Source organism: Noviherbaspirillum phoenicis, assembly GCF_047237965.1.
GTDB lineage: Bacteria > Pseudomonadota > Gammaproteobacteria > Burkholderiales > Burkholderiaceae_D > Noviherbaspirillum_A.
Genome location: NZ_JBDFLX010000003.1, coordinates 728512 through 753665, shown reverse-complemented (window position 1 = coordinate 753665; position 25154 = coordinate 728512). Strand labels below are relative to the sequence as shown.

Below are 25154 nucleotides of genomic sequence, written 5' to 3'. Positions count from 1 at the left end.
ACCAGTCAGTTGGGATCCTCGAAAGCGGACATAGCCGTTTTGAATTTCAACGTTTGACATGAGCGGCGGCCCTTGGTCTGTCGTGCGACGTCTTCTCGATGGAAAGGTTAGGCCTTGCCTACGCAAGCATGATTACGCTTTTGCGAACCGAAATACATAGTTATCGCCGTTGAGTTCGGTAACTTCCCCAATAAGTTCAAGCTTAGCATCAAAGTCCTTCTTTACCTCGCTTGCGTCGCTACCGGACTGAACATGCTCTGTTTCCGGTGTGCTTACAACAACCAGCCTTACCTTCCTGCGCTTTGAAAAGGCTTCAGCGATGTTTCTTCGGAACTCAGCATTCCCCGGCCCTTTCCAACGGTCTAGAGAGTCTGCGTACTCCACAGTGCCTGGTGGACCTTTTCTATAGTGATGAGCCCACAGGCTCACGACTAGTGAGCCGTCTGGAGCCCAAGCCGATACGGACCATTGAACGTTGTTCAGCGTAGCACCGTACTTCGCAAATGCGTCTTTGATTCCAAGCCGTGGCATAGCGTTTTTCTCGTCGATGAATAAATGATACGGGTCCGGATATCCGGACACGGTCGTCCGATAGACGCCGTACGAGGCTGATATCAGTCAACCACCGCCCATCGTGCCATGAGGAAATTGTCAAAGCAACATTTAATTCACTGGATAGCTGAATGACCGCTCTTGGCCGAACCCGGTCGATCGGACAGCTGAAAACGCCGATCAAATCCAGTACTCGCTGCATAATCAAGGCTGAACTATGCATCTGCACGCGGCGTGCCATCGTCATGCCGCGTGCGCAGGTGGCCTCGGGCCTCGGGCTTCGGGCTTCGATGCTATTCCAGCTTGATACCGGCCTGCTTGACGACTTTTGCCCACCGGTCCAGATCATCCCTGATCAATATTGCCAGCGCTACCGGTGTACTGCTCTCCAAAACCGCGCCCTGGGCAGCCAGGCGCTGGCGCAGTTCCGCCGATTCCAGCGCCCTAGCTACATGGGTATTGAGGACCTGCACAATTTCCTTCGGGGTACCAGCAGGTGCCAACAAGGCAAACCAGTTGGCCGCGTCGAACCCCGGTACGCCGGCTTCGGTGATGGTTGGAATGTCTGGTGCAAATGTCAGCCGTTTCGGGCTGACCACGCCCAATGCCTTCAGTTGTCCTTTCCTCACCAAAGGAAGCGAAGAAGTCACGCTGTCAAACAGCATCGACACATTTCCTGCCAGCAGATCGGTCATGGCATTGCTACTGCCCTTGTAAGGCACATGGGTCAACTCGACGCCAGCAGCCAGCTTGAACAGTTCGAGTTCCATATGCGACAACGTGCCGTTGCCCTGCGACGCCACATTCATTTCACCAGGCTTGGATTTTGCCAGGGCAATTAGTTCCTTGACGGAATTGGCCGGGACGGTTGGATTGGCGACCAACATGTGCGGTACATGGCCAACCAGCGACACCGGGGCGAAGCTTTTCGCAGGATCGAAGGGAAGCTTCTTGTAAAGGTTCGCGGAGATGCAAATTGAGCCGGATGCAAGCAGCAAGGTATAGCCATCAGCTGGCGCGCTGGCAACCTGCTCTGCACCGATCGTACTGCCGGCGCCGGGGCGGTTCTCAATGACGACCGCCTGTCCCAGCGACTCGGAGAGTTTTTGGCCCAGGGCGCGGCCAAGAACATCCGTGGCGCCTGCAGGGGGGAAAGGGATGACGAGTTTAACCGGCTTGCTGGGATATTGCTGCGCAAAAACAGTCATGCTTGCTGCGCAGAGTGATATGGTAATGGCTAATCTGGTGAATCGCTTCATCAAGGTCTCCTACCGGGTCCACCGGTTCATTTTTCAAATAATTCTCATAGGTTAACCTAGCCGTGGATAGAGCAGGCGAAAAACGCATCTACACTCGCAGTCATTCCGACAAGTAGAGCATGACGGCGCGACTTGTCCCCTGCGCCCGACGCATTGCGCGTCTTACCTGCGAAACCTCGCTTATCGAAAGATGAGAGGTGAGCTTCCGCAGGGACTTTTAATGCCTAGCCAGCAAGGGCTGCCCTTGCGGCAGAAAGCAGCCCAGAGTTAATTCGGCTTCTTTCATCCCGTCCAACAACATCTATTTTTTGGTTGTTCGCCGATTTGAGGGAGACAAAAACCGTTACGGGAGGGACAGTTGTGTATGGGATGGGAACGCGGAAAATCGACCCAAAGCTGCCGTTGGCAGACAGACTAAATCACTCCCCACCACATCTGACGAGTTCCGAAGGCTGGCATGAGATCGTCCGCCACCGCCGAAACGGTGTCGAACGAGGCGTTTGCCTCAGCAGGCTTTTTGTCCTGCATTGCAGCATAGCCGGCGGTACTGCGAACCGATCGTTTGAAAGACTCGAACTCTCGAAAATCCCAACATGCGAACGACCAAGTCCCAGCAGGCAGCACATGCGTAATGACGTCCATGTCCCACCTATAGCAGAGACGCAGTCGTAGTCTATGAGCTAGGCAAGGTAAACCACTGTCGCTGGATGAAAGCCTGAGAAGTCCGACCAAGCCGATTTCAAGGCGAGTTCCGCGTCCGTGGTCGGTTACGTCCTCATAGCACGCGATTCCGTCGCCATGCTCAGCAAGGACGTCAGAGAATCGGCTGGTGCGCCAAAACTCTTCCATAGCGTCGAGCGCGATTGGCACAGTTAGGGCTGAAAGCTTGAGAGACCTAGAGCGGAGAAAAGCTCGGAACTTTTTTTCAACCTGGGAGGAATCTTTTAGACGCATTGGCTATTAGCAAAAAAGAGGCTACTCCGGCAGTCCACGACAGTCCGGTTTTGGCCGGGCAGCGCCCATTGTGGTGAAAAGACACCTGCCGGCCTATCGCTAGATTTCTGTCTGCTCGGCTATTTCGAGCGCATCATCAACCTCGATTCCAAGATAACCCACAGTGCTTTCAAGCTTGGTATGCCCGAGCAGCAACTGAACGGCTCTCAGGTTCTTCGTGCGCCGGTAGATCAGCGTTGCTTTCGTTCGCCACATGGTGTGGGTGCCATACGAAGCATCATCCAACCCGATGGAGCCCACCCAGGCGGCCACGATGCGTGCGTACTGTCGGGTGGACAAATGAGGCGACTTCGCGACCCTGCTGGGAAACAGACACTGATCTGCTGCGAGATGAGCCTTTTCGATCCAGCTAGCGACTGACTGTCGCGTTTGTTCAGTAATCTCGAACTGCACTGGACGATGTGTCTTGCGTTGCATGACCACTGCGCGCGGGAAGATGCTTTTACCCTGCGTGATGTCACAGACTCGCAGACTGACCAAATCGCAGCCGCGCAGCTTGCTATCGATGGCAAGATTAAACAGCGCTAGATCTCGCACCTTGCCTGCCAGCTGCAGCCGAATGCGGATCGCCCAGATCTCTTTCAGCTTCAGGGGCGCCTTCTGCCCAACCAAACGGCCTTTGTTCCATGGCACAGGGACGATGGGATTACCAGAATAGGATTCCATGAGATTCTCCTTTGAAAAAAGGAGTCCCATTTTCTTCTTGCGAGGGACGCTTGCCGCCCCAAATCGGACATCGACAATGGGCGTCGCCGTCATGTCCTTAACGAATGAGTCTTTTGCTGCAACGCTCAAGCTGCCATCAACCAATCCGAACAACAGTTGTCCGTAGTTCAACTCAGCTATCAGAGAGCGATGTGCAGCGACACCGGCCATTGCACCATCGGCCACAGCAAACGCGACGTTGCCGGCAGGCCGCGCCATGTCGCCGCAACTGAACACGCCGGATACAGTAGTAGCTTTCATCGTGTCCGTCGTCACAAAGTCTCCAATTGGACCCTCTTCCACGGCACATCCTAGTTGTCCGGCCAATTTACTCATGCCCTGTGTACGTGATGCAACGAACAAACCTTTCATTGGAAGCAAGCGGCCATCTACGAGCTCCACGTCGGCTACGTCGATAATCCGTTTGACATGTGTTTCCTCCAAGGTTACGCCACGGCGAGCCAGCGCTGCGCGCTGCGCGTCGTTGAGAATGAATGTCCCATTAAGGAAAAAGGTGACAGAGCCCCAATCGGGCAACATCAGCGCATGATGCATTGATATTTCTCCTACCGAAAGTACGCCAATTTTCCCACTACCAAGTTCATAGCCATGGCAGTACGGGCAATGAAAAACGCTTGTGCCCCATCGCTCGGCCAGTCCGACGACCGGGGGAAGCACATCTACCACGCCAGTAGCCAGTACCAGGCGCTGGGCAGTGGCGACGCCGCCATCGGGAAATTCCACCTCAAAGCGCCCTTTCTCGCCGCCAGCCGAGACAACCGTCTCGTTAGCCCAAGCCACATTTGGATATTCCTCTAATTGAGCTCGGCCGACTGCGGCAATGCCTGCAGCAGTGCTGCCGTCCTGGGTCAGAAACCCATGGGAGTTCTGGGCAAAGCGGTTGCGGCGTCTGCCGTTGTCGATGATCAGTATTCGGCGCCGCGCGCGGGCCAGTTGCAGCGCGGCAGACAGACCAGCGTAACTACCACCGATGACAATGACGTCGAAGTCAGGTGGCTGGATTGAGGTGGGCATGTAGATGCTCTCCATATTGGGCATTGAAGCGGTTCGACAGATCAGCCAGAGTAACGTCGGAAAATCGGGCGATCAGTAATGCCTCGGCTTCGTCGAAGGCGGTGGTGAGCGAATCGTTGACGACGCGCTCAACCAGGCATTGCGGGTGCGGGTCCCGGTTGCCCATCGCGAACACGGCGGGTGATCCGACGCTGGTGTAGATGTCACGAAGAGTGACTCGGTGCAGGTCGGCGGTGATGATCCAGCCGCCGCCGTGACCTTTCTCAGAACCTACATAACCCCGTTCCCTCAGTCCCGCCAGCGTGCGACGCACGAGGACAGCATTCGTCTGCAGAAACGCTGCCAGTTCATCGGACGTGAGTGGCCGCTTGCTGTGCGCCATGTGCAGGAGCAGATGGAGGATGGAAGAAAGTTTACTGTCGCGTCTCATGTAACTTATGTTAGTACATAAAAATCATAAGTACAACGGTTGTGTGCAAATACTTCCGCAAAGGAGGGAGCAATGCGCCCCAGAGTCTGTGATGGGACTGCTCTAGTATGCCGTCGGGCAGTGACCGCTTTTGGCCGATCACAGCATGACAGCAACTGGCACTTTCGACCCATAACGGTCATCTGCTAAGGTAATGGCGGAAGTCCAGATCGGACTCTTAACTTTTGCATAAATCCGCGGTCTCGACTGTTACCACAGGATGCACCTATGAACGACCAAACCTCTACCGTATTGCGCACCGAGCACACTGGGCTCACAGTCGCGTCGATCGATGGCGTACTTGAATTCTGGACTGAAGTTCTCGGCTTCCAACTCGTGTATCGCAAAGAGCTTGGCGGTGGGCACGTGATGGAACAAGTGGTCGGTGTGTCGGGGGCTTATTTAAGGAATGCTCTCCTAGAAGGTCCCGATGGATATAGAGTTGAGCTAATTGAGTACGATTCACCGGAAGACCGCGTGATTTTGAAACAACGTCCATGCGATGTCGGTTCGGCTCATTTGACGTTTGCTGTGACCGATCTGCGCACAATGCTAGATCGCATGGCCCCCTATGGATGGAGGGCAACCGGCGAACCGCAAACCGCGCCTAGCGGAACAATCATGGTCTACACCCGAGGACCTGACGGCCACACTATTGAACTTATGCAACATCCGGAGTGAACTGCCTGTCGGTGAATACCTTATCTTGGTTGCCACCTGCCGTCTCAATTCGGAACCCGTAGCAAGACAACGGTGGAGAGTATGCCCCGATCGCGTGCGTCACAGCTGCGCGGCTTAACCAAAATCTGTTCCAAAATTGATTGCCCCGAAATAGCCGACTGCTGCCGATCTGAACGACCAAGTCCGCTGCCTCCAAGCCCTTTTGGTTCGGCGTCAAGGCCCTATAGTGAACGCCCGGAACTCGCGGTACGCGTTGCATAGCTTCGGCTCTGCCTGCCATCTACGGCGCCCACTTCAGCGATACAAACGATGTTGCCTCAATCTTGCGCACACCGGCGGCCACAAGCTTTTCAATGAAACTGATCCTGGTGTTAACATCAATGACCTGCTTCTCGTTTTGCAACCCGTCACGCGGGCTCACTTCAACTTTTTTGACAGCTGCAGCCTTTATCTCAATTGCTCTTAAAAGGAGGGCGCCGGACACGTCGTCAGGCACTGCCACTGTTACTAGGCGATTACTTTGACAAGAGCCGGTACGATAATCACTTTGGTTTAGTCGCCGATAAACTACGCACGAATATTGAATCTAATCGTGAGGGAAACGTCCGGACCAGAAAGGGCGAAATTGCATTGCATTTATAGGGTTCAGCCCTATCATGGCTGTAGGGCGCTAGCGGCCACATCAAGGAAGTTCTGCAGGGCTGGCGTTTTGTTTTCCGGTTGCCACAGCAGGTACGCGCTTGAAAACGCCTCCGTACCTCCTATGGGGACGAAGCTAGTGCCAGCTATTTTAGACCGCGCAATGGATCGCGGCACGAGAGATACTCCTAACCCGTTGGCTACAAGGGCAACGATCGTGAGCCACTGGCGGGCAGCAAACCGGGTTTGGGGTTCAAAACCCGCTTGCCGGCACACACTAATCACATTATCATAATTTGCTGGAGAAATCTCCCGCATAAACATGATAAAGGGATCTCCGGCTAGTTCAAGCAGATTGACCTTAGTCTTTTCTGCTAATGGATGGCTCTCAGGCAGGCAACAAACAAACGCATCCTTTAAGAGGGCGAGTCCCTGCAGACCGTCTGGAACAAAGGGCAAGTTGACGAATGCTGCGTGCAGTTGACGATGTAACAGTGCGTCGACCTGTTCAGCAGAGGCCATCTCTCGTAATGTGACCTCAATTCTTGGGTGCTGCTCGAAGAAACGAGAAACGATCTGGGGTACCTCACGGTAAACCATGGATCCGGTAAAGCCGATATCGATTCGCCCTAATTTGCCTGATGCAATCGACCGTGCTGTCGCATTCGCATGCTCCATCCGGTCCAAAATGGCCCGAGATTCCACGAGGTATGCGCGACCGGCCTCAGTCAAGCTAACACGCTTGTTGTCGCGAACAAATAACTGAGCATTGAGTTCTTGTTCCAAGGCTTGAATCGCAAAGCTCAGTGGCGGTTGGGTGATGGACAGCCGAAGAGCGGCACGACCAAAATGGAGTTCCTCAGCGAGGGCAACGAAATAACGAAGATGCCTCAGTTCCATGTTGGTTCAACTTGCTTTCACGCAATCGCTCAACCAATTTGGCGCACGCTTTTCCAGAAAAGCGCCGACCCCCTCTTTTCCTTCTTGCGAAGCTCGAACGTTGGCAATACGCAATGCGGTTTCATTTATGACGTTCGCAGTAATTGGTTTCCTTTCAACCCAATCAAGCAACCCTTTTGTTGTAGAAATGGCGACTGGTCCAGCGGAGAAAAAGGCGGTAGAGATCTTCTGAATTGCATCATCTATACTGCCACGTTCACTGAGTGCATGGACAAAGCCCAGCCGATATCCTTCGGCCGCGGGCATGCGTTCACCAGAAAGCATATACCGACGGGACTGGTGGGAGCCCAAAGCCCGAATGACATATGGCGAAATGGTCGACGGGATCAGACCAATCTTCACTTCTGACAAACAAAACTCTGCATCCGGCTCAGCAACAATGACGTCGCAGGTACATGCCAGCCCCATCCCGCCCGCGTAGGCTGGTCCGTGCACGCGGGCGATGGTGGGCTTTTTCAGGTGGTAAAATGTGTAGAGCATATCCGCCAGCGCCTGTGCGTCACGAATATTTTCTGCGTCACTGTACCCCGCCATTTTTTTCATCCAACTGAGATCCGCGCCCGCACAAAATGCTGTACCTCGACCGGCCAGCACGACAACGCGCACACGATCGTCCTGTTCACATGCCCTAGCAGCTTGGGCGAGTTCGGAGATGACGATCTCATTCATTGCATTACGAACTTCAGGCCTATTTAACCAGACCGTGCCAATACCGTTCGTAACTTCCAACTCAATCGTCTGGTAGTTCATTTTCTTCCTTATAGACTAATATGACTTTGGCAAGCCAAGCACTTTCTCGGCAATGAAGCAAAGGATGAGTTGAGGACTCACAGGCGCCAAACGGGGAATCCATGATTCTCTTAAATACCGCTCGACGTGATATTCCTTGGCATACCCCATCCCCCCATGTGTGAAAATAGCGTTCTCGCAGACGTGAAAACACGCTTCGGCCGCGAGAAACTTGGCTGAATTGGCTTCGGCTGCGCACGGCTTGCCGGCATCATAAAATGAGGCAGCCTTGAAGACCATTAAATTGGCTGCTTCAAGCTCCATATAAGACTTCGCGAGAGGGTGCTGAATACCCTGATTTTGTCCGATTGGCCGATCAAACACAACACGCTCCTTGGCGTACCGTGCTGCCCGAGCAAGCGCGACTCGACCAAGACCAATAGCTTCAGAGGCGATCAAGATTCGCTCAGGGTTTAGTCCATGCAAAATGTAGCTGAACCCCTTGCCTTCGTCCCCGATACGGTCCTCGACTGGAATGCGCAAACCGTCAATGAAGACCTGATTGGAATCGACCGCCTTGCGACCCATTTTTTCGATGTTCCGCACTTCAACGAAGCGGCGGTCGAGATCCGTGTAGAACAAGGACAAGCCTTCCGTGCCTTTGGCCTCCTCTACCGGCGTCGTGCGCGCGAGAAGAAGCATCTTATTAGCAACCTGTGCAGTCGAAATCCAGACCTTCTGCCCCGTCACTATATAATGGTCACCTTCACGCACGGCACGGGTCTTAAGCTTAAGGGTATTTAATCCACTGTTTGGCTCAGTAACAGCGAAGCAAGCCTTATCGATTCCTTGGATCAATGGCGGCAGCCAGCGTTTTTTTTGTTCGTCATTGCCGAACACAACGACGGGGTGCAAGCCAAATATATTCATATGGATGGCGGATGCTCCAGACAATCCAGCGCCTGTGGCCGAGATCGTCTGCATCATGAGCGCAGCTTCGGTAATGCCTAGCCCAGCCCCACCATATTCTTCCGGCATGGCAATGCCCAGCCATCCTGCGTCACCTAGGGCCTTGTGAAAATCGTGCGGAAAGGTGCCTTCACTGTCCTTGCGATGCCAGTAATCATCATCAAACGGCTCGCAGAGCCGCTCTATGGCGTTCTTAATGTGCTCTTGTTCTTCAGTAAATGTAAAATCCATGACTTACCTTTGCTTTCGTATGCGGATTTTCAAAAGGCGGTCGGGACGCGAAGCGCCAGCAATGTATCCTTGGTTAATCAAACTTGCTCAGAATTAAACTGCGGCACTGCCCGCTGTCACGCGCTCGGCTATCATGCGTTCAATTTCCGCTGGCGCGTATCCAGCTTCAAGCAACACCTCAATGGAGTGCTGGCCGAGACGCGGCGCAGGATCTGCCTCAGGGTCCAGCGGCGTGTTGGACCATGAGGTGGGATTGCCAATCGTGTGGAGTTCGCCTTCCGTCGGATGCTTGGTGTCCCGAATCAGCCCCACTGTCTGCAGATGTATATCATTAAGCAAATCTTGCGGCGAATTCATTGGCATGTTTGGAATATCTGCAGCATCTAGCAACGCTTCCCATTCTGAAACAGTACGTTCGAGCATGATTCGTCCGACTTCGGCATAGACCTCATCGATATTTGCAGCCCGGGCGCCGTGAGAGGAAAATCGTGGATCGAGCATAAAGCGATCAGCTTCGCCGATCGCTTCGAAGAAGTTGCGCCAGTGCTTGTCGTTATAAATCAAAACGCATAAGTAGCCGTCTTTGGTTTTGTAGGGACGCCGGTGTGAGGTTAGTAGTCTTGCATAGCCTGCATCACCAGCAGGTGGATCGAATGAGAGTCCCGCCATGTGGTCGCCCAACACGAACTGCGCCATGACTTCGAACATGGGAACGACGACTGCCTGGCCTTCGCCACTTTTTTCGCGAGCAAAGAGCGCACCGGTCACTGCATACACTGCATGCAGTCCGGTGACGCGGTCAGCCAAGGTGACTGGCGCATAGCATGGGTCTTTTGCGCCGTAGCGTTGCATGAGCCACGGCACACCAGTCGCTCCTTGAATTAGGTCATCATAGGCTGCCTTTGCAGCATAGGGGCCGTCCTGTCCGAAGCCGCAGCAGCTGACATGAATAATTTTCCCATTGCGCGCCTTGACGGAATCGTAGTCCAGATTGAGACGTGCCAAAGCCTGGGGGCGGACGTTTGTGATCAGTACGTCGGCTTGCTCCACCAGGCGCAAAACAACCTCCTGCGCTTCCGGACGTTTCAGATCCAAAACAATACTTCGCTTACCCTGATTGGCGTGGAGGAAGATATGGCCCATGCCCGGGTTTTGCATCGGGCCGACATGGCGCATGTTGTCGCCATCCAGAGTTTCAATCTTAGTTACCTCAGCGCCCATGGAAGCCAAGATCTGGGTTGCATACGGTCCCATGATCACTGAAGTCATGTCGAGGATCTTGATGCCCGCGAGCGGGCCTGAGCGTTGTTTCATGGTCTTATTCCGGTTGAATGCCTGCCTGCTTAATGAGAGTGCGCCAGTGACCTAGCTGTCGTTCCACATATTCCGCGAACTCACGCGTGCTAGCTGACGGTCCGACCTGAAAGCCTTGTTCAGTCAGCTGATCCTGAACATTCTTATCCGCTAATACGGCAAGGATTTCTGTGTTAAGTTGCTCAACGATAGGCTTAGGAAGATTAGCAGGCCCAAAAATGCCGTTCCATGATGTCAGATCGAAGCCAGTAATTGTCTGGGCGACTGGGGGCACGACTGGCAACAGCTTGGATGGGGCTTTCGTTGTGACGGCGAGAGTTTTGACCTTGTCGGCCTTAATCATCGACATGCCGGAGCCAAAATCTACGACATAGAAGTCAATTTGCCCGCCGATCAGGTCCGTCATGGCTTGCGGACTGGATTTATAGGGTACCTGCAGCAAATCGATGCCGGCCAGACGTTTGATGGTCTCAGTGGCAACCAACGATGTGCTATTGGGGGTGCCATACGTTAATTTTCCGGGATTTGCTTTGGCGTAGTCGACGAATTCCTTCATGGTCTTCACAGGAAGTTTGTTATTCACGACAACGGCGAAAGGAAGTTCACCAACCAGGGTGATCGGCGTAAATCCTTTGATCGGGTCATAGCTCAGCTGTTTGAAAAGGCTGGGATTTGCCGAGTGGCCGGTGTTTGTGGTCATGAGAAGCGTATAACCATCCGGCTTCGCATTGGCCACAAAATTGGTCGCAATCTGTGCACTGGCGCCCGGTTTGTTATCGACGATGATAGTCTGATTCAGCCGCTCCCCTAATTTCTTCGCAAGTACTCGTGCAACGGCATCGGTGCCACTACCGGCCGCGAATGGAACAACTAATGAGATGGGACGGGACGGATATGACTGTGCGCTTGCGAGTGCGCTTGTGATACCAAGGACGGCAGCCAGCATGAAGGTAATGGACTTCATATGTATCTCCAATAGTTTTAATTCGACTCTATAGCGCGAGACGATTACCTCATCTTTCACCACTGAACGATACATGTCCAATCGTAAAAACATCTCGTACGATACAAAAAAAAGATCATAAGCTCGTTTATTGGCGCTAGTACAATCCGCGAGTTGACGAGTCAACCCTCTGGACCGCCATCTCAGGTGCCATTGAGGATGCGCAAGTGAGACATAAACCCTAAGAGCGAAGGCCTGTTGTGAGCAAAAGCTATTTCATCCGTATGGAAGACGTGAAGCCCTACCATCCTGCCAATCATCATGGAACGAGCAATTACCGCTTGATCTCAGCTGAGACAGTTGGAGCAAAGCATGTTGAAGTGCTGATTGGGGTGATCGAGAAAAACCACGGCGCACTGCCGCACGCCCATCCTGGCATTGAACAGGTTTGTTATCTGTTGGAAGGCACTGCAGTGGCTGAAGTCGGTGGAGAGCGCAAGGAAATGGTGCCAGGAGACTGCTGCTTCTTCCCTGCCGATATCCCGCATGTATTTACGGCGACAAGTGACACCCCAGTCAAGCTGATGGTTATTTACTCACCGCCTTATGGCGAGGACCCGACCAAAGTTATTCGGTAGCAGCATAGTCAGACCGCCGAAATTTGGAAAAAAGTGCCCAGAATAGGTTTTGCCAAGTATTGGCTAGATCCCATTTGGACTGTCGTTCCTGATGTTTTTGCGGCTGTCCTTAGCCGGGACAGAACGGCGGCTTATAGTATACAAGCGATTAGTTGTAGTCGCTGTTAGAAGGGCAGCTGTTGGCCATTTTTGACCGTTCAAAAAACCTTGTCGAAGGTTTGTATATGGACTCCTCCTCTTTTGCAAACAATCCGTTTTTTGGCGTTAGGTACGACTGCCCACGTATATCCGGTGTCTAACTGCTGCACCTGTAGTGGTGCTCGACCATAATGGGCTATTCGCGCGCCAGTTCCCTGTCGCTTTTTCGGGCTTTTCTGCCACAGACCTTTTCGGGTTCTACCAGCGCCGGTTCGACCTGTCGGCCATCAACGGCTTGTCTTGCAATCGTGGTTGGACACTACTCCTCGTTAAACACTTCGATTCTGCTGCTTAAGCTGTCACCCTGCCAGGCTGGTAGTCCGAACCTTTCATAATCATGGGCCAGGCAATGCGTGTAGTCTTGTTTGCCAGTGCAACCGCCGCGACAACCGTGCGCCGTGTATTGGCAAGGCGCAAGACCCATTGGCTAAGCCGGTCTGTCTTTGACCCGGCAGTTCGGATTATCGACCGTGCGCCGGGAATCAAGAGCATGCGTAGGTAAGCATCGCCCCGCTTGCTGATACCAAGCAGGCGCTCCTTGCCACCGGAACTGTTCTGCCGCGGTGTCAGGGCCAGTGCGGCTGCCATTTGCCTGCCATTGGCGAATTGTGTCGCGCTGCCGACCGTGGCCACCATTGCCGTGGCAATGATTGGGCCGACTTCCCGAAGTTGCTGCAGCCGACTGGCGACTGGATCCGTTTCTGCAATCAGCGCGATTTCGGCATCCGGTTCCTTGAGCCGTTTATCAAACCCTAGAAGATCCTCCCAAAGGCCTGTGAGCAATCGGCGAAACCGGCTGCTCAAGCCATTTGCCTGGTCTTCTAACCAATACGGGATAGCCGCACGCAACTGCATTAATTCTCGCGGAGCGGCTAGTCCATATTCCAAGCATAAGCCTCGAACTTGATTGCCTTTGGCAGGGCGCTGCCTGATCAGTTCAGCCCGGATACGGTGCACAGCCTGAATATCTTGCTGCTCGACCGTCTTAACTGCTATGAAGTGCATGCTAGGCCGACCCATCGCTTCAGAAATGGCTTCAGCATCGTTGGCGTCGTTCTTGTTGCTCTTGACGTAAGGTTTGACGAACTGTGGCGCAACCAGCTTGACGGTATAGCCATGGGCCTGCAACTGGCGCGCCCAGTGTTGGGCGCCACCACAGGCTTCCATGCCGATATCACAGCCCGGTTCAATTCGCTCCAACACCGCCTCTAACCAGTCAATACGGCTCAGCTTCTTGCGCCAGACAGGCTTCTCGGTGCGATCAACACCGTGGACCTCGAAGACATTCTTTGCCAAATCGACCCCAACGCGAATAAGCTTCATGGTGGACCCCTCTTTCACGGCTGGTTGTGTGGAAACTCCAGTGTGGCACCACGGTGCCCTTTCGGGGAGGAGGAGTCCATTCCATTGCTTTCAGTCTCAGTGCTCGTTTTAGTGAGCGGACATTCACGGCGGCGCTTCGAACGGCGATAGTCGACTGTGGATTCAACCCATAGCCTACATTGGTACGACTTTCAAAAGGGCCGTCAACTCCTTGCGCGAGGCTTTAGGCGGAAGCTGACGCCAAGCCGGTTGATCGCGTTCATGGCCGAAATGGTCAAGGTCAACTCGACTAAGTCCTTCTCGCCGAATACAGCCAGAGCAGATGCGTAGGCCTCGTCAGATACATGCGTTTCGCTTACACGTGTGACTTCCTCAGACCACGCTAGAGCAGCACGCTCGTGCTCGGTGAAAAGATACGCAGCTTCGTGCCAGACCGGGACCAGTACAGCCTTGTCGATCGAAACACCCTCTCTAATTAGGTCGCGTGTGTGAATATCGATGCAGTGAGCGCACCCGTTGATCTGTGATACACGCAGGAAGACAAGATGGATAAGAGTACTGGGCAGGTTCGTGTCTTTAACAACATAGTGATGCAAGGCACCGATTACCTTTGCGCCCTCAGGAGAGACGGCGAACCAATTCGCGCGATTCATGATGTTCAACCTTTCAAGATGGAGGTCTTCGACGGCCAAGAAATTGACCTATCTCACCGAAGACGGATGACTTCCGCGCTTTGTGACAGATCCCAATCAGAATTTCATTGAACTTCTTGTTTTGGGCTAAGTGGCAGGCGTAGCGGTCGGGTGGATAGCCAACAGTCAGACCTTCAGCTGTGAAAACGCTCTAACGCATAACGTCGGGGTCATGGTGAAAAGTGCTGAGGTGCACTCGAGAGCTTGTCTGGATTGCGTACGATGAAAACAGCTACTATTCGACCGTCCTCGATGCAGAAGGACTGCGCTGACTCAATTGTGCCATTGACATAGCGTAGCAAGCCCGGTTCACCATTGATCCGGGCCATTCGATACTGCACGCACCCGGGATACAAGTTTTCAATCGACCAGAACACGCCGGCAATACGCCCTGCACCGCGTAGAATGCGATGAAAGGACGGCGTTTTTCCACCGCCGTCGCTGATGAAAGCAACATTCGCCGAAAGCAGCGCCTTCATCGCCTGTCGATCACCGCGGCCCGCAGCCTGCATGAAGGCGCCGAGGAGCTCTCGATGTGCTTCAGGAGTCGCCTGGAAACGTGGCCGCTCGTCACGCAGTTTTTCCTGTGCGCGATGTACAAGCTGCCGGCAACTTGCTTGGCTCTTGCTTAGCAACGCGGCGATGTCAGCATAATCCTGGTCGAAGGCCTGTCGCAGAAGGAAGGCAGCACGCTCTTCGGCGCTCAGCCGTTCGAGCGCCCAGAGCAAAGCAAGTGATACGTCGCTTGCCAACTCCGCTGCTGTCTCCGGCGTATTCTCGTCCACTTCCACCAACGGTTCGGGCAGCCACCATCCCGGATAACTTTGCCTTTCTGCCTTGCGTTCGCGCAGCCGGTCAAGCGCCAGCCGCGTAGTGACCGTCACTAGCCATGCCTCTGCCGATTGTAAGTTTGCATGGTCAGCGCTTTGCCAGCGCAGCCAAGCATCCTGCACTATGTCCTCAGCATCGGCGCGCGATCCCAGCATCCGGTAAGCTGTTGTAAACAGACGCTTGCGCAGTCCGGCAAACACGCCATCGGGACTGATACTGTTTTGTGCTTCCATCTTGATTGGCTTTCTGATGCTTCCTCAATCAAATTTTTAGAATCCCGGAGCCGGTACGTCTGGAATAGGATTGCGGAGGCTCAGATTAAGAGTATTCCACGCCCTGATTGTAGCCACTGCGTAGCCAAGCTCAACAATTTCGGTATCGGAAAATTGCGCTCTCACGAGAGCGAATTCTTCATCACTGGCGTTGGAATGGGGCTGACCGTTGAGAATTTCTACCCAGCGCAGGGCAGCTCGCTCACGCTCAGTGAAAAAAGGCGCCTCGCGCCAAACGGCAACGGCGTTGACATGGCGGGGCTCTACTCCCTGGCGGATCAGGTCGCGCCAGTGCATATCGACGCACAAACCACAGCCGTTAACTTGGGAGACACGCAGGTTAATCAGCTCGACCAGCCGCTCTCCCAGTGAACTTTGTTTTACCGAGGTGGACAGATTGAACAGTGCTTTGAAGTTGGCCGATGCGTGCTTGGCAAGGGAAATGCGGGCAGCGAGTGACATGGAGAGCCTTTCTATTTACGGGGCAGCGCCCAACGCGCCGCCCTTGATCAATAGACGTATGGCCATGTAGTTTTGTGACATATAGAGATAGGCATACCGATAGCGGCGCGTGCAGGGGCATCAAATCAGTTTTCAAGCTCTGGAGAGCAACCGCAATTTCGGGCTTGGACAGCTTGCCTTCACTGCAAGACATGGCGACGCGAAACTAGAGGAGGCAATCCGCCCGAGATCGACAGGCCAATGGAAGCGAACAAGCTGTAATGCTGCGTCAATGCCAAAAGCCGATCTGCGCAAGATTTTATTCTGTGCGCAAAAACTCGCCGGACCAGCAAGCCAATTGGTTCCCGCAACTTACTGGTAGGCTTGCTAGCTCCGGCAAATCTATGGGGCATCCTACCGTCAGGCATGCCCGCAATCTTAGAAACTCGACGTGATTCATGAGCTGCACTTGGCTCCCAATGCTGTTTTTCGCCAATGTAGGCAGTTCATTGACATAGAGAAAATGTCCGCTATCAGTCTTAATTGTGAGTTTTTTGTGAGAAGTTTCTATATTGCCCGGTTCTTGTCAAAGGGCGTCCTTGGCCTTCAGCAGGTTGATAAGTAGAATCTCCTATTCCTGCTTAACTTGTAGATGGCCTGGTCCAGGAGCACTAGCCTGATCGTCCTACTAACGCCAAATGGCTTACTGGCTGAAGGTAGAGGAGCGGTTGTAAACTACAAAGGAAATGCCGTCGCCGCCGCGTTGCTTGACCTCATACATGCATGTATCTGCAAAACTGATGGCCTCTGTAACGCTAGATGGCATGGATACGAATGTAGCGACCCCGATGCTACAGGTAATTTCGCGAAAAGGAATTTGACCGGTACTGAATTGCTTGTTTAGACCGTCCAGGAGCATTCTCGCCGCATGATGGTCTGTGTCGGGCAAAGCCACCGCAAATTCATCTCCCCCTAGTCGGCCAACAAGATCTGTGCGCCGGCGATGTTTAAGAAGGCAGCTTGCAACTGCGTTCAACACTGCATCGCCAGCCTTGTGCCCCGCGCTGTCGTTTATCTGCTTAAACTTGTCGACGTCAAGGTACACTAGCGTGATAGGTGAGCGTTGCCGCCGCGCCAAATTAAAAATCAGTTCTAACTGTTCAAATAACGCGCGCCGGTTCAAAACACCGGTGAGGTGGTCCGTGCGGCCCAGAATTATTTCGTGTTCTAGAACCGCTTTAAGACGAACGAGAAGGCTCGAAACCACGCAGAAAAACACTACATGGGCAATTCCACCCCATATCATGACAGCCGTCGTTTGCCACCCTTGCTGGGCGACCAAGATCGTCAAAGTGCTGCACAAGACAGAAAGTAAAAATGCAGGAAGAAGCCTTCCGTACCAAGCCGTGATCGAGATAGGGGCTAGGTAAAAGATTCCAAGCGAGATTTCTGCGCCGACGAAATAGTCAGATAAGACCGTAAGTACAGTCAAGCCCAAAACCAGTAGAGCTAAGAGTGACGGCGACAGTTGGGATAAGACCCCGTTTAATATCTTCCCCACATTCAATCCTTTAATCCATTGAGACCCTACACTAAGTTATTGTCGAGCAAGGTCCATCTCATTAAAGCACCAGACTTAGATATCCTTGACGTTGCGTAATGTCTAGTCCAGCGTGATGCCTCATGGCAGCAATTCGGTGTGTTTGACTTTACCGGCAGGATCAAAAGCATTTACCGAAGCTCATTGGCGGGACGAAAAAGGTTCTTTGTCGATTTTCAAGGTGATTAACAAATATAGGGCGGCCTTCTGCCACTGTAAAAGAACCTTTAAAGTACCTCCATATGCTGCTTAATTGACGTCGAGAAAGGTCCGTTATCAATCTATATGCAGAGATTCCTGATGGCTGGCGGATGGCAAAAATCGACCCAAATCCGTCGCTTCACCGAAGTTCATAAATGGCTGAAGTACAGGGGAAAGCGGTTACCGCTTGTAATGGAAGATGTCGAAACGCTAGAGGTATCATCATCATCACGACAGGCAGTCACTTTATAGCCTTCTGCACTCTCGCAGTCTGCGTAAAGAATCCTTTCCGGCTCTGTTGCCCCTTTCCGTAACCGCGCCAACAATATGCGTCTCGTCTGCGTATAATTCCACGTAGAAACACGGAGGCAATGCGTAATGAAGAAATATCTTAGAACTTTGAAGCCACCCTCAAAGGGCTTAAGCAGATACTGAGGCCCCGAAAATTCACATCCAGAATCTGGAACATAAACACGAACGCGACTTGCTCGCTGAACACTATTGCGCGGCGATAGCAAAATGCGATGACCTGGAAGCCGGCATGAGAGGCTTGCCAGCGCATAATCGATCACGACAGTTAAATCAGCATCCATGCGCCGCTATATCCTTTTGCAATACATGCTTGGTCAAAAGGCTGATGATCCATCAAGCATCGCCGGTACATCCGACGATCTCCGGGAAGCACAGCTGTAGTTGGAAAAGATTGCACGACGCCATTAAGATCATCGACACCGACGACTGGACTTCGCGCTTCAATAAGCACCATCCGATTAAACCGTCATGCGCCGCTAATCCCGGCATTGTTCCGTCAAGATGACATGTTTTGAACTTCCTAAGGCTGGCAGCTTTATAACCGCCGATGGGTTCGAGTAGAAGCACCCCGCACGATCTTGAATGCAAGGTGCTTCTCATAAAGGGGTTATAGAATTATGGCAAGATTAATAGTGGAACCGCCGACTTCTGGAGCACTTGCTGGGTCGTGCTTTCGCCGAATACGGTATCAATCACGCCCATCTTCCCGCGTGTAGCCATGACAATCAAGTCGCAGTGCATCTTCTGTGCTGTATCCACTATTTGAATGCTAGGGTCTGCCGACAGCAATACAATGGTTTCGCAATTAATACCTGCTTCTTTGATCGCAACTCTTAATTCATTCATTATATGGCTGGCAGCGTCGAGATGCATGGTTTCTGCAGTATCGCCCGATTCGATGGAATCAGAGTCAGAAGCTCTAAAAAGGCGCGGCTCGGCGACCGACAACACCACGACTTTTGCCCGCGTCAACCTTGCCAAGTTCGTTACCGCATCCAGTGGTTTGAGCGACAAGGGTGATCCATCGACGGGCCATAGTATCGAGTTAAACATGGGTTTTTTCCTATTTTCTTCGAACATGAACAAGCCGTGCGGACATGGGGCGCTGCGCGCCTCAATCGCGTAGGCAAGGGACGTGGCAAGATCAGTTCCTGCCATGCATGCGGAGAGTTCGAATGTTCAACCGCAGGGAGGCGGTTTGAGCGTAGGAAGAATAATTGACAGAAAAGGGACGCTGGCCATCCGCTGAGCAGTAACAGAATGAAGCGCCTGTGCAATAGATGAATCAAAAACAATGTAATCAGACAATTCTTCAATCGTAGAAGAAACTTTCAAGCCATCAGTATCGTTATCAACGTCTACAAATTTCATAACAGTAGAAGCCTGCTGATTTTCCAGCTGTAAAGCAACTGCCACTTCCTTCCCGATAGCCACCGTAGCACCTTGGAATGAAAAAATGAGCAGCAAAAAGACGATGAGCAGGTTTTTCATGAATCTAGGATAGCACTGAATGCTTGAAACTGATATTCGGACTTCAGCTCTGTCGCGAGTACTGTTTTGATGAATTTCATTGCTTGCACAGGCTTCATTTTCTTCGTGACGCGCTGCTTAAAGTGCGAATTTCTAAGGATGCTTCAGGCCGGCTTTTGCCATATCTACGGTGCAATCAGCCCGTGGCGCGCAATCCTTAGCGAAGAAAGCAAGCTCAAAAACTTTCCTGCAACGGGTGCCGGTTCCTTATCGATTATTGATACGCTATACCGATGAATCGAGATAACCTGATTTCAATGCATCAAATCGCTGGGCACTCCTTGCAGCCCCTCTCGCGAAGACACGGCAACGCTTTGAAAAGATTCCTGGGCGACTGGGAATACTTGCTCGTAGCAGGCGCTCTCAGTCAGGTTTGTCGCGCCCGTTATAGCAGAGAGAATGAAAAACGGGTTATCCACCTGTGCGGACAACCCCCGTTCATCATGCTGTCGGCTCAAGCGGCCTTGCCATATTCCAGATCAAAACGATCCAGGTTCATTACCTTCGTCCAGGCCTTGACGAAGTCCTGCATAAAGTGTGATTCCCCGTCGGCTGCCGCATATACCTCGCAGAGGGCGCGCAACTGCGCATTGGAGCCGAAGATGAGGTCAGCCAGGGTTGCGGTCCAGCGCCGCTCTCCGGTTGTCCTGTCGGCGCCTTCGAACACGCCTGCGGCGCCTTCGACCTTCTTCCACGCCGTGCGCATGTCAAGCAGGTTTACGAAGAAATCCGGCGTCAGGGTCCCAGGGCGCGTGGTCAGGATGCCATGCTGCACACTGTTGGCGTTGGCCCCCAGCGCCCGCATGCCGCCAACGAGCACGGTCATCTCGGGCGCGGTCAAGGTCAGCAGGCTGGCTTTGTCGATCAAGCCTTTCGCCACATGATCTTCGCCTCCCTTGCGGACGTAGTTGCGAAATCCGTCGATGGCTGGCTCCAATACCTCGAAGGAATTGACGTCAGTCTGTTCCAGCGACGCATCCGTACGCCCGGGAGCGAATGGCACGCTGATCTGGTGTCCGGCTTTCCACGCAGCCGCTTCCACTGCGGCGCACCCCGCCAGAACGATCAGATCGGCCAGTGAAATTTTCTTGCCGACCGAAGCGGAGCCATTAAAAGCTATCTGGATCTCTTCCAGCTTGGTAAGCACTTTCGCCAGTTCTGCCGGCTCGTTCGCTTCCCAGTCTTTCTGGGGTGTTAGCCTGACGCGTGCGCCATTAGCGCCGCCACGCAGGTCGCTGCCGCGAAAGGAAGAAGCGGAAGCCCATGCCGTCTTGACTAATTGCGGCACCGTCAGGCCCGAGTCCAGTACTTTTCTTTTCAGCGCCGCGATGTCCGCCTCGTCTACCAAGGGATGATCGACTGCCGGCACCACATCCTGCCAGAGCAAATCCTCCTGCGGTACCAGGGGGCCGAGGTAGCGGACCTTGGGGCCCATGTCGCGGTGCGTCAGCTTGAACCAGGCGCGGGCGAAAGCATCGGCGAACTCCTGCGGGTTGGCCATGAAGTGACGCGATATCTTCTCGTAAGCCGGATCGATCTTGAGCGCCATATCGGCCGTGCTCATCATGGGCTGATGCAGCTTGCCAGGGATGTGCGCGTCGGGCACATTGCGACCCGTATCCCCCTTGGGCTTCCACTGGTGGGCGCCCGCCGGGCTCTTGGTCAACTCCCATTCATGGCCGAACAGCGTCTCGAAATAGCTCATGTCCCACTGGGTCGGGGTCGGCGTCCAGGCGCCTTCCAACCCGCTTGTAATGGCGTGTGCGCCGACGCCGGTGTCATAAGCGTTCTTCCAGCCGAAACCCAGCTCTTCGATGTTCGCACCTTCCGGTTCATGGCTGACATGATGGGCCGGACCGGCGCCATGGCACTTGCCGAAGGTATGTCCGCCGGCGATTAATGCCACCGTCTCGTAATCGTCCATGGCCATGCGACCGAAGGTGTCGCGGATGTCATGTGCGGACCTGGCCGGATCAGGATTGCCGTTCGGGCCTTCCGGATTCACGTAAATCAAGCCCATCTGCACTGCGGCCAATGGCTTGGCCAGTTCGCGTTCGCCGCTGTACCGCTCGTCCCCCAACCAGGTCGATTCCGGACCCCAATCGACGGGTGTCGGTTCCCACACGTCTTCGCGACCGCCACCAAAGCCAAAGGTCCTGAAGCCCATGGATTCTAGCGCGACGTTGCCGGCCAGAATCATCAGATCGGCCCAGGACACCTGTTTGCCGTACTTCTGCTTGATTGGCCACAGCAGGCGGCGAGCCTTATCGAGGTTCCCGTTGTCCGGCCAGCTGTTCAATGGCGCGAAACGCTGCTCGCCCGATCGGGCGCCGCCACGGCCGTCGAAGATGCGGTAGGTGCCGGCGGAGTGCCAGGCCATGCGGATGAAGAAGGGGCCGTAATGGCCATAGTCGGCAGGCCACCAGTCTTGCGAATCGGTCATCAGTGCGTGCAGGTCTGCAATGACGGCCTTCAGATCGAGATTCTGAAATTCTTTCTTGTAGTCGAAATCCTCAAGCATGGGATCGCCCAGCTTTCCGTGCTGATGCAGAATGCCGAGGTTTAACTGATCAGGCCACCAGTGCGCATTCGTACGAATCTGCTTTTTCTCATGTGCGACCGGGCATTTTGCTTCTTCAGACATAACGCGCTCCTCTAAGGTGTGAAGTTCATTTACAACTTCGTGAAGTTTAAGTCGACGACCTGCATACTCAAAACAAATTAAAACAAACCATCCGATAGAGATTTTCTATAATCTACGTTCGACTGTGAGCGCAGGCGATAACACGGTTAAAAAGCATGGTCATGGTGCTGGTCGTCACTTCGCTGGACGCTTCCGCAAGCCTTCGGGGAACGAATGCGCTGCAGCCTGTGACCTTGCCCGCGATGGTGATTCGGATTGCGTCTTCCCGCTGCGGCCCGGGAATGCCGGCGCATCTCCTACTTGCTTTCGTTGCCGTAGGGAGCAAAAGATTTCCAGTGATGCTCGTATCAATTGTCCTTAACTTCAAACGCACCCAAGCAACTACGATTCCTTTCCATGGCGCCCCCATTAACCATCCAGCAAGTCTTTTCATCCACTAGATTGGGTGTCCACATCTTGCGTTATTCCGAACGAATTGGCTTGCTCAGGCCAATTCCGCGTACGGGCAATAAACTTCGGCCGTATTGGCACAAAGACTTTGACTAAAATATCGCACGTTGCGGCGCGAAAGGCTACGCTGGAGCAGCATACATCGGGCGTCGCTTGGCGGCTGCCGTCGGTGGCTGAAACGCTGGACTATTTTCCTACCACACCCTGCTCGGCCTTGTGACGTCGACTAGCTTCTGAAAGTCGAGCTGGTCGAATAGTGTGATGGGTCGAACGAGCAGGTTCGACCCGAAACGGTCCTTTCGATCCATCAGGGTATGGTGTCACACGACGTTGCTATTTAAGGTTTAAGCGCCGATTGCCAACGCGCCGAGCACAATTACTAGGCAGGCGAGTATTTTCCCAGCGTTCAGATGCTCGTTGAGGAAAGCGCGTCCTAGCAAGGCCGCGAAGAACACGCTGGTTTCTCGCAGCGCTGACAGCGCTCCCATTGCGCCGTTTTGCATTGCCCAAATGACGATGCCGTATGCCAGAGCCGAGATCAGCCCTCCGGTTGCAAAGGTCGCCACGTCCTTTACAGGTGCGAGCAATGCCACCATGCCGTGCCTGAACACGTATATTGCCGGTGTCAAAAAGAAGAGTAAAAACAACCACGCGGTATAAGCTGCTGCTGCTGCGGTTGTGCCGCCCGCTTGTCGCACTCCCATTCCGTCCACAACGGTATATACGGCGATGGTCGCCCCGGTCAAAAATGCGGTGACTGATCCGCGTCGTGTTACTCTGCCGCGCTGCAATGCCAATACGACGATGCCTGCAGACACAAGCAGGATTCCAAGCGTGTGACGCAGAGTCAAGTCTTCATTTGCAAACAGAAAGGCGCCGGATGCCACTAGTAACGGTGAAGAGCCGCGTGCAATCGGATAGGCCGTGCTTAGGTCGCCGTTTTCGTACGCCCTAATCAGAAAAAGGTTGTACAACACGTGCACGACGCCGGAAATCGCTATGTATGGCCAGGAAGAGATTGTGAGCAGCGGCAGAAAAAAGATTGCAAGGGCCGCACTGAAACTCATTGTTAGACACATCCACGACATTGAAAGATAGCGGTCTTTGCTTCCATGCAGCATGGCGTTCCACCCTGCATGCATTAAAGCTGCCAAAAGGATGAGGGCACCGACTTCTGAATACATCGTGAGGGCAGATATTTGATGGACTAAAGGCGTGGGGAACAAATCATCGCAGGCGAGACATGCGGAAAATTTTTGAGCTCCTCGGTGAACGAGTATGGTTACAGCGAGTGAGGGCTTCTAAACGTTTTTGCCCTTTACAAAAAATCAACGATGGTCTGCTATCAATCTGAACTACCGATTGCGCAAGCAGACGGTCGCGGTGGTTTGGCGAACGGTGAATTTCGACCAATTGCTGCCATCCTGCCCAATAGATTGCCGCGGGCAGCGTCGCATTGAGTGTGCGATACCCCGGGCTCTGTCCCGGATTGCAAAGCAAAAAGCCCTAGATCTTCGCTGCTATAGCAGCCCACAGCTCGCCTTTCTTACTTTCCGCTCGGCTTGATGAATTTGAGGATGAACGCATCCTTGGGCTGCGGCGGTTCCGGCATATTTTTGTCACGCAGGTCAGAGGGATTGTGCAGGAAATTTCCCTCTGCCGCCAGCACGAATCCCGCAGCTTCGACTTCTTGCCGCAAAAAGGTTTCCTCGATCCGATGCACCGTTCCCGACTCCGAGATCCCGGTTCCAGGACGACCCGAGTGATCGGCAATGACATACACGCCTCCCGGCTTGAGCGCGGCAAACACTGCTCTATTCAACCGCGCACGGTCTACCTGAAGGTGCCCCATGTCATGATAATTGAACATGAATGTCACCAGGTCCAGTCCATTGGACGCGACTTCGGGCGGAAACGGGTTGTCGAACGGCCTGACGATCGGAACGATATGACTTAGCGCAGAATTCTTGGCACGTTCGGCTAATGTAACGGGGGATGGGACTGAAGCCGGGCGCGGTGGGGCCGTCTGAGCAAGATTGGTTGCAACACCCACCTCGGGAGACGCCGGCGGCGCAGCGTTTGGATTGCGCGGCGCGCTTTGCCCGTACACCTTGCCGCTAGGACCCACTGCGCGTGCGAGGAGTTCCGTGGTATATCCTCCTCCGGCGCCGAGGTCCATCGCGGTAATGCCTGTCCGTAGGCCAATGAATTCCAGGACTTGTTCGGGCTTGCGACGTTGGTCGTTAGCGCGATCGGCGGGACGCCGATCCGGGCTAGCCACGATGGCAGCTATTCTCTCCTTCGAGATTGCAGCGCTTTCCGGGGCAGCATGCATGTCACCGATTTGCGCGCAAGCGCCGAGCATGGACGTGACAGCGAGCAAGATGACGGTCAGACGGGAGATGCTTCTGGTGCAGACTTTTTCCTTGTGTTGCATGTAGCCTCCTATTAAGAACAAGCGATCATCGCCGCGAGAGGGGTGAGCTTTCCCCTTCACTACGATGGCTTCCGCCTGGATGCAG

General features: G+C 53.7%; 23 protein-coding genes and 1 pseudogene. 2 read left to right on the top strand and 22 right to left on the bottom strand.

Annotated elements, in window-relative coordinates; genetic code table 11:
• Nucleotides 1–132: 132 nt before the first annotated feature.
• The 6 genes and pseudogenes from ABC383_RS25580 to ABC383_RS25555 form a co-directional block, all read right to left on the bottom strand.
• A complete protein-coding gene (locus tag ABC383_RS25580) occupies nucleotides 133–582 on the bottom strand; it encodes a hypothetical protein (protein WP_413017414.1) in 450 nt (149 codons plus the stop codon).
• A 263-nt stretch (nucleotides 583–845) separates the two neighbouring features.
• A complete protein-coding gene (locus ABC383_RS25575) occupies nucleotides 846–1811 on the bottom strand; it encodes a Bug family tripartite tricarboxylate transporter substrate binding protein (protein ID WP_413017412.1) in 966 nt (321 codons plus the stop codon).
• 414 nt (nucleotides 1812–2225) lie between these two features.
• Nucleotides 2226–2453, bottom strand: a complete 228-nt coding sequence (locus tag ABC383_RS25570) for a hypothetical protein (protein WP_413017410.1) — start codon at nucleotides 2451–2453, stop codon at nucleotides 2226–2228.
• Between the two features lie 411 nt (nucleotides 2454–2864).
• Nucleotides 2865–3491 carry a tyrosine-type recombinase/integrase gene (locus tag ABC383_RS25565; RefSeq protein WP_413018509.1) on the bottom strand — a complete coding sequence of 209 codons (627 nt, stop codon included), beginning with the start codon at nucleotides 3489–3491 and terminating at the stop codon, nucleotides 2865–2867.
• A 282-nt stretch (nucleotides 3492–3773) separates the two neighbouring features.
• Nucleotides 3774–4565, bottom strand: a pseudogene (locus ABC383_RS25560) (NAD(P)/FAD-dependent oxidoreductase); the annotation flags it as partial.
• Nucleotides 4540–4995, bottom strand: coding sequence for an RrF2 family transcriptional regulator (locus ABC383_RS25555; protein WP_413018451.1), 456 nt, complete (start codon nucleotides 4993–4995; stop codon nucleotides 4540–4542). The gene ABC383_RS25555 and the pseudogene ABC383_RS25560, both read right to left, overlap by 26 nt.
• A gap of 267 nt (nucleotides 4996–5262) precedes the next feature.
• Here ABC383_RS25555 and ABC383_RS25550 point away from each other — a divergent pair, with 267 nt between their 5' ends.
• Nucleotides 5263–5715, top strand: coding sequence for a VOC family protein (locus ABC383_RS25550; protein WP_413018450.1), 453 nt, complete (start codon nucleotides 5263–5265; stop codon nucleotides 5713–5715).
• Between the two features lie 280 nt (nucleotides 5716–5995).
• On the opposite strand, the gene ABC383_RS25545 is transcribed toward ABC383_RS25550, so the two are convergent.
• The 6 genes from ABC383_RS25545 to ABC383_RS25520 all read right to left on the bottom strand — a co-directional run bounded on the left by ABC383_RS25545 (nucleotide 5996) and on the right by ABC383_RS25520 (nucleotide 11521).
• Complete coding sequence (locus tag ABC383_RS25545; protein WP_413018448.1) at nucleotides 5996–6211, bottom strand: hypothetical protein; 216 nt, start codon at nucleotides 6209–6211, stop codon at nucleotides 5996–5998.
• Nucleotides 6212–6369: 158 nt separating this feature from the next.
• The gene (locus ABC383_RS25540) at nucleotides 6370–7254 is read right to left on the bottom strand and encodes a LysR family transcriptional regulator (protein WP_413018447.1); all 885 of its coding nucleotides are present in this window, start codon (nucleotides 7252–7254) and stop codon (nucleotides 6370–6372) included.
• 6 nt (nucleotides 7255–7260) lie between these two features.
• On the bottom strand, nucleotides 7261–8064 hold the full coding sequence (locus ABC383_RS25535) for an enoyl-CoA hydratase/isomerase family protein (protein ID WP_413018445.1): 804 nt from the start codon (nucleotides 8062–8064) through the stop codon (nucleotides 7261–7263).
• A gap of 15 nt (nucleotides 8065–8079) precedes the next feature.
• Nucleotides 8080–9243, bottom strand: a complete 1164-nt coding sequence (locus ABC383_RS25530) for an acyl-CoA dehydrogenase family protein (protein WP_413018443.1) — start codon at nucleotides 9241–9243, stop codon at nucleotides 8080–8082.
• 93 nt (nucleotides 9244–9336) lie between these two features.
• A complete protein-coding gene (locus ABC383_RS25525; RefSeq protein ID WP_413018441.1) occupies nucleotides 9337–10557 on the bottom strand; it encodes a CaiB/BaiF CoA transferase family protein in 1221 nt (406 codons plus the stop codon).
• A 4-nt stretch (nucleotides 10558–10561) separates the two neighbouring features.
• Nucleotides 10562–11521: a Bug family tripartite tricarboxylate transporter substrate binding protein gene (locus tag ABC383_RS25520; protein ID WP_413018439.1), complete on the bottom strand. Its 960-nt coding sequence runs from the start codon at nucleotides 11519–11521 to the stop codon at nucleotides 10562–10564.
• Between the two features lie 263 nt (nucleotides 11522–11784).
• Here ABC383_RS25520 and ABC383_RS25515 point away from each other — a divergent pair, with 263 nt between their 5' ends.
• Entirely contained in the window at nucleotides 11785–12138 is a 354-nt protein-coding gene (locus ABC383_RS25515; RefSeq protein ID WP_413018507.1) for a cupin domain-containing protein, read from the top strand.
• A gap of 489 nt (nucleotides 12139–12627) precedes the next feature.
• Here the strand turns inward: ABC383_RS25515 and ABC383_RS25510 are convergent, their stop codons facing one another.
• From ABC383_RS25510 to ABC383_RS25465, 10 genes are all read right to left on the bottom strand, one after another.
• Nucleotides 12628–13659 carry an IS110 family RNA-guided transposase gene (locus ABC383_RS25510; protein WP_413018437.1) on the bottom strand — a complete coding sequence of 344 codons (1032 nt, stop codon included), beginning with the start codon at nucleotides 13657–13659 and terminating at the stop codon, nucleotides 12628–12630.
• Between the two features lie 203 nt (nucleotides 13660–13862).
• Nucleotides 13863–14312 carry a carboxymuconolactone decarboxylase family protein gene (locus tag ABC383_RS25505; RefSeq protein ID WP_413018505.1) on the bottom strand — a complete coding sequence of 150 codons (450 nt, stop codon included), beginning with the start codon at nucleotides 14310–14312 and terminating at the stop codon, nucleotides 13863–13865.
• A gap of 209 nt (nucleotides 14313–14521) precedes the next feature.
• On the bottom strand, nucleotides 14522–15415 hold the full coding sequence (gene sigJ / locus ABC383_RS25500; protein ID WP_413018435.1) for an RNA polymerase sigma factor SigJ: 894 nt from the start codon (nucleotides 15413–15415) through the stop codon (nucleotides 14522–14524).
• Between the two features lie 36 nt (nucleotides 15416–15451).
• The gene (locus ABC383_RS25495; RefSeq protein ID WP_413018433.1) at nucleotides 15452–15916 is read right to left on the bottom strand and encodes a carboxymuconolactone decarboxylase family protein; all 465 of its coding nucleotides are present in this window, start codon (nucleotides 15914–15916) and stop codon (nucleotides 15452–15454) included.
• Between the two features lie 682 nt (nucleotides 15917–16598).
• Nucleotides 16599–17456 (bottom strand): GGDEF domain-containing protein, encoded by an 858-nt coding sequence (locus ABC383_RS25490; RefSeq protein ID WP_413018503.1) that lies wholly within the window; start codon nucleotides 17454–17456, stop codon nucleotides 16599–16601.
• A 1167-nt stretch (nucleotides 17457–18623) separates the two neighbouring features.
• Nucleotides 18624–19061 (bottom strand): universal stress protein, encoded by a 438-nt coding sequence (locus tag ABC383_RS25485; RefSeq protein WP_413018431.1) that lies wholly within the window; start codon nucleotides 19059–19061, stop codon nucleotides 18624–18626.
• A 126-nt stretch (nucleotides 19062–19187) separates the two neighbouring features.
• Nucleotides 19188–19499: a hypothetical protein gene (locus ABC383_RS25480; protein ID WP_413018429.1), complete on the bottom strand. Its 312-nt coding sequence runs from the start codon at nucleotides 19497–19499 to the stop codon at nucleotides 19188–19190.
• Between the two features lie 493 nt (nucleotides 19500–19992).
• The gene (katG, locus tag ABC383_RS25475; protein ID WP_413018427.1) at nucleotides 19993–22182 is read right to left on the bottom strand and encodes a catalase/peroxidase HPI; all 2190 of its coding nucleotides are present in this window, start codon (nucleotides 22180–22182) and stop codon (nucleotides 19993–19995) included.
• Between the two features lie 794 nt (nucleotides 22183–22976).
• Nucleotides 22977–23816 (bottom strand): EamA family transporter, encoded by an 840-nt coding sequence (locus ABC383_RS25470; RefSeq protein WP_413018425.1) that lies wholly within the window; start codon nucleotides 23814–23816, stop codon nucleotides 22977–22979.
• A gap of 362 nt (nucleotides 23817–24178) precedes the next feature.
• Entirely contained in the window at nucleotides 24179–25069 is an 891-nt protein-coding gene (locus ABC383_RS25465; RefSeq protein ID WP_413018424.1) for a class I SAM-dependent methyltransferase, read from the bottom strand.
• Between the last annotated feature and the right edge of the window lie 85 nt (nucleotides 25070–25154).

Coding starts and splice junctions, on each gene's coding strand:
- ABC383_RS25575 (WP_413017412.1), bottom strand. CDS start 1,811: ATGAAGCGATTCACCAGATTAGCCATTACCATATCACTCTGCGCAGCA.
- ABC383_RS25570 (WP_413017410.1), bottom strand. CDS start 2,453: ATGGACGTCATTACGCATGTGCTGCCTGCTGGGACTTGGTCGTTCGCA.
- ABC383_RS25565 (WP_413018509.1), bottom strand. CDS start 3,491: ATGGAATCCTATTCTGGTAATCCCATCGTCCCTGTGCCATGGAACAAA.
- ABC383_RS25555 (WP_413018451.1), bottom strand. CDS start 4,995: ATGAGACGCGACAGTAAACTTTCTTCCATCCTCCATCTGCTCCTGCAC.
- ABC383_RS25550 (WP_413018450.1), top strand. CDS start 5,263: ATGAACGACCAAACCTCTACCGTATTGCGCACCGAGCACACTGGGCTC.
- ABC383_RS25540 (WP_413018447.1), bottom strand. CDS start 7,254: ATGGAACTGAGGCATCTTCGTTATTTCGTTGCCCTCGCTGAGGAACTC.
- ABC383_RS25535 (WP_413018445.1), bottom strand. CDS start 8,064: ATGAACTACCAGACGATTGAGTTGGAAGTTACGAACGGTATTGGCACG.
- ABC383_RS25530 (WP_413018443.1), bottom strand. CDS start 9,243: ATGGATTTTACATTTACTGAAGAACAAGAGCACATTAAGAACGCCATA.
- ABC383_RS25525 (WP_413018441.1), bottom strand. CDS start 10,557: ATGAAACAACGCTCAGGCCCGCTCGCGGGCATCAAGATCCTCGACATG.
- ABC383_RS25520 (WP_413018439.1), bottom strand. CDS start 11,521: ATGAAGTCCATTACCTTCATGCTGGCTGCCGTCCTTGGTATCACAAGC.
- ABC383_RS25515 (WP_413018507.1), top strand. CDS start 11,785: ATGGAAGACGTGAAGCCCTACCATCCTGCCAATCATCATGGAACGAGC.
- ABC383_RS25510 (WP_413018437.1), bottom strand. CDS start 13,659: ATGAAGCTTATTCGCGTTGGGGTCGATTTGGCAAAGAATGTCTTCGAG.
- ABC383_RS25505 (WP_413018505.1), bottom strand. CDS start 14,312: ATGAATCGCGCGAATTGGTTCGCCGTCTCTCCTGAGGGCGCAAAGGTA.
- sigJ (WP_413018435.1), bottom strand. CDS start 15,415: ATGGAAGCACAAAACAGTATCAGTCCCGATGGCGTGTTTGCCGGACTG.
- ABC383_RS25495 (WP_413018433.1), bottom strand. CDS start 15,916: ATGTCACTCGCTGCCCGCATTTCCCTTGCCAAGCACGCATCGGCCAAC.
- ABC383_RS25485 (WP_413018431.1), bottom strand. CDS start 19,061: ATGTTTAACTCGATACTATGGCCCGTCGATGGATCACCCTTGTCGCTC.
- ABC383_RS25480 (WP_413018429.1), bottom strand. CDS start 19,499: ATGAAAAACCTGCTCATCGTCTTTTTGCTGCTCATTTTTTCATTCCAA.
- katG (WP_413018427.1), bottom strand. CDS start 22,182: ATGTCTGAAGAAGCAAAATGCCCGGTCGCACATGAGAAAAAGCAGATT.
- ABC383_RS25470 (WP_413018425.1), bottom strand. CDS start 23,816: ATGTATTCAGAAGTCGGTGCCCTCATCCTTTTGGCAGCTTTAATGCAT.
- ABC383_RS25465 (WP_413018424.1), bottom strand. CDS start 25,069: ATGCAACACAAGGAAAAAGTCTGCACCAGAAGCATCTCCCGTCTGACC.